Raw genomic sequence first — 3,129 nt, forward strand, 5'->3', positions numbered from 1 at the left:
GCCCCGGAGGGAAGCGGGACAAGGCACCAAGCGTGCCGGCAGCGCCGAATCGGCAGGTGGGACAGGAAAATCAGTAGCAGCCGTTCGCCTGCGCGCGGCGACGGCGATGCCGGCCGGGCAGTTAAGGGAGCGGCCAACGCCACGCATCGTGGCGGCGCCCCGCGAGCCTGATCCAACCGATGGGTTTTTTGATTGAAGAGACGCCGACCGAGGCAAAACGCTACACCGCACTCGGCCGRCACCCTCTGCGTAGAAGGCACGCTGAATAGTGCCTATCGTAAGGTAAACAAAGCGATAAGCGCTTTCGTCAGGCTTGGGCCTTTGACCGACCCCACTTCGCGGCCATTGGTGCGGAGCACGAGCAATCTTAATGTGACAACGCCTCTTGGTGCGGCCGTCACCTCGCCGCGCCACGACCTGTTCACCGCTCTCGGAGGCACAGGTCGAGGTAGATCGGGGCGTTAGAGCGCCGTGATGTTCGGCGGATCATGCCCAGCGGATCGCCCTTGTGGCAAAGCCCTGCGCTCGGTTCCGCCTCATCCACGCGACGCGCTCGTTCCACCTCAATCATCGACCTGGGGTCAATCACGACGAGCCAGGGCGCAATCGCGGTCGACGCCTCAAGCGATCAGCGCTTCCGTCGTCTTGTCAAAGATACGCACGCTGTCTGGATGGGCGCCGAATGCGACCGTGTCCCCGGGCCGCAGGATCGCCGTGGCCGGAGCCCGCGCGACGATGTGCCCGATCGGCAGATCGACCAGCACGAAAGTCTCCGAGCCCTGCGGTTCGGCAACGCGGACTTTGCCCTCAATGCTGATCGGCAAATCGTCCCGCTCATCAGTGACCAGGGTGAGCTCCTGTGGCCTGATGCCAAGAACGATCGCCCGCCCGGCGTCGGGTCGCCTCGGCAGGCCAGTCAGGCGCAGCGAGGGGCCATTGGGACCGGCGTTCAGCCCGAAATCCGTTACCGTCGCATCAATCATGTTCATTTCCGGCGTGCCGATGAAGCGCGCGGTGAAGATATCGACGGGGCGGTTGTAGAGTTCCATCGGTGCGCCGACCTGCAGGATGCGACCGTCCCGCATGACAACAATGCGGTCGGCGAGCGACATCGCCTCGACCTGATCATGGGTGACGAAAACGATGGTGCTGCGCAGGCGCTGGTGTAGCTGCTTGATCTCCAGCCGCATCTGCCCGCGAAGCTGCGCGTCAAGATTGGAGAGCGGCTCGTCGAACAGGAAGGCCACAGGGTCGCGCACCATCGCTCGGCCTATGGCAACACGCTGGCGCTGGCCACCGGAGAGCGCCGCCGGCCGCCGTTCTAGATAGGTTTCGAGGCCTAGCATCTTCGCCGTCTCGCCGATTCGCGCCTGTTTCTCGGCTTTGGAGAGTGTCGAGGTGTAGAGGCCGAAGCCAATGTTCTGGGCGACCGTTAGATGCGGGTAGATCGCGTAGTTCTGAAACACCATCGCAATGTTGCGGTGCTTGGGCTCGTGGTTGTTGACCACCTCACCGCCAATGCGCAGCGTGCCGCCGGAGATCGCCTCCAGCCCTGCGATCATGCGCAGAGTGGTAGATTTACCGCAGCCCGAGGGTCCGACGAGGACGACGAATTCGCCATCTTCGATCGTCAGATCGATGCCGTGGACGGTGGCGACGTTGCCGTAGCGCTTGGAGATATTGTCAAGCTCGATCCTTGCCATCACCCGCCTCGTGCAATGTTGAGAATGCGGCGGTCGAGTTCCGCGACGGCGTCAGCCTCGTGCTGCCGGTTTGCCTCCGCGCGCGCCTCGAAGCCTGCCAGCGCCGCATCGTAGCCCGCCAGCGCAGCGTCCATGGCTGCGGGGGCCGGGCCGCCGAAGCGGTCGCGGACGCTGACGAAATGCTCGGGCGAGACCATGCGCGCAAACTCTGTCGCACCCGCCGCGGGCTTGCGTCCGACATGATGCTCGAAGGCTTTCAGGAAGACCGGATAGCCGTCGCTGGGGAGGTCGCCCGCCATTGCCACTACGCCGCGCGCGACATCGGCGGCGATCTCGTGGCCGAGCCGGAAGGAGAGGCCCTCGCTGCGCACCAGCCAGTCGGCGAGTTCGGTGATGGTGGCACAGGAGCGACTGAGGTTAACTGCGACGCGCTCGGGGTCGATCCGGCCGGCGCTGATCGTGGCGGCGAGCAGGTCGAGCACCCGGTGGCCGACATCGAAGACCTGGTAGCCCATCTCATGGGTGTCGGCCTCGCTGTCGGTCATGTCGGTGAAGGGCGTGTTGTGCATCACGTCGATGACGGCGCGCGAACGGCCGACAGCCTGGCTGGAGAGATGCCGTAGGTGCTCGAAGGGCACCGGGTTGCGCTTCTGCGGCATGATCGAGGAGATTTGCACGAAGGCGTTGGGCAGATAGAGCTGTCCGACCTCGAAGCTCGACCAAAACTGGAAGTCCTGCACCGCTCGGCCGAGATGCAGGAAGATCAGCGAAATCGCGCTGTAGACCGATGTCAGGTAGTCCGTCGCGGCGATGCAGGAATAGGAGTTCTGCAGCGGCGCTGAGAAGCCGAGCAGGGCCGCGACGCGATGCCGGTCGATCGGAAAACCCGAGGTGGTGATCGCGGCCGCGCCCATCGGGCAGAGATCGACGATGGCGCGGGCCGCCTCCAGCCGCTCCATGTCGCGGATCAGTACCTCGATGATGGCGGAGAGATAATGGCCATGGGTCGTGGGCTGGGCTGGCTGGCCGTGGGTATAGGCCACAATCAGTACGTCGCGGTCGCGCTTGGCGACAGCGATCAGCGCCGCGAGCAGGCCGCGACAGGCGGCGAGCAGCCCGTCGATGCGGGGCTTGAAGCCGAGCTTCAGGAAGGTGTGGTCGATGTCGTTGCGCGAGCGCGCCGTGTGCAGGCGGCCGCCGATATCCGTGCCGGCACGGGCCTTGAGCTCCCGCTCCATGTAGAAGAAATAGTCCTCGACATCGCCGCCATAGGCCAGCGTGGCGGGATCGATCTCGTGCGCCATAGCCAGCAAGGCACTGGCGATCACCGCACCTTGGGCCGCATCGAGGATACCGGTCTCGACCAGCATGACCAGATGGGCCCGGTCAATCGCGCTCAGCGCCCCGGCATGGTGAAGCCTGGCGC

At 64.9% G+C, this 3,129-nt stretch carries 2 protein-coding genes; both read right to left on the minus strand.

Features of this window, described 5'->3' with window-relative positions:
- Positions 1-620: 620 nt before the first annotated feature.
- Entirely contained in the window at positions 621-1,703 is a 1,083-nt protein-coding gene (locus AC1DVA_RS27255; RefSeq protein WP_265055322.1) for an ABC transporter ATP-binding protein, read from the minus strand.
- The coding region (locus tag AC1DVA_RS27260; RefSeq protein ID WP_476807967.1) for a lyase family protein at positions 1,703-3,129 on the minus strand (1,427 nt) is incomplete at its 5' end. The genes AC1DVA_RS27255 and AC1DVA_RS27260, both read right to left, overlap by 1 nt.

It is taken from the genome of Allobosea sp. P4_C6 (assembly GCF_056402015.1).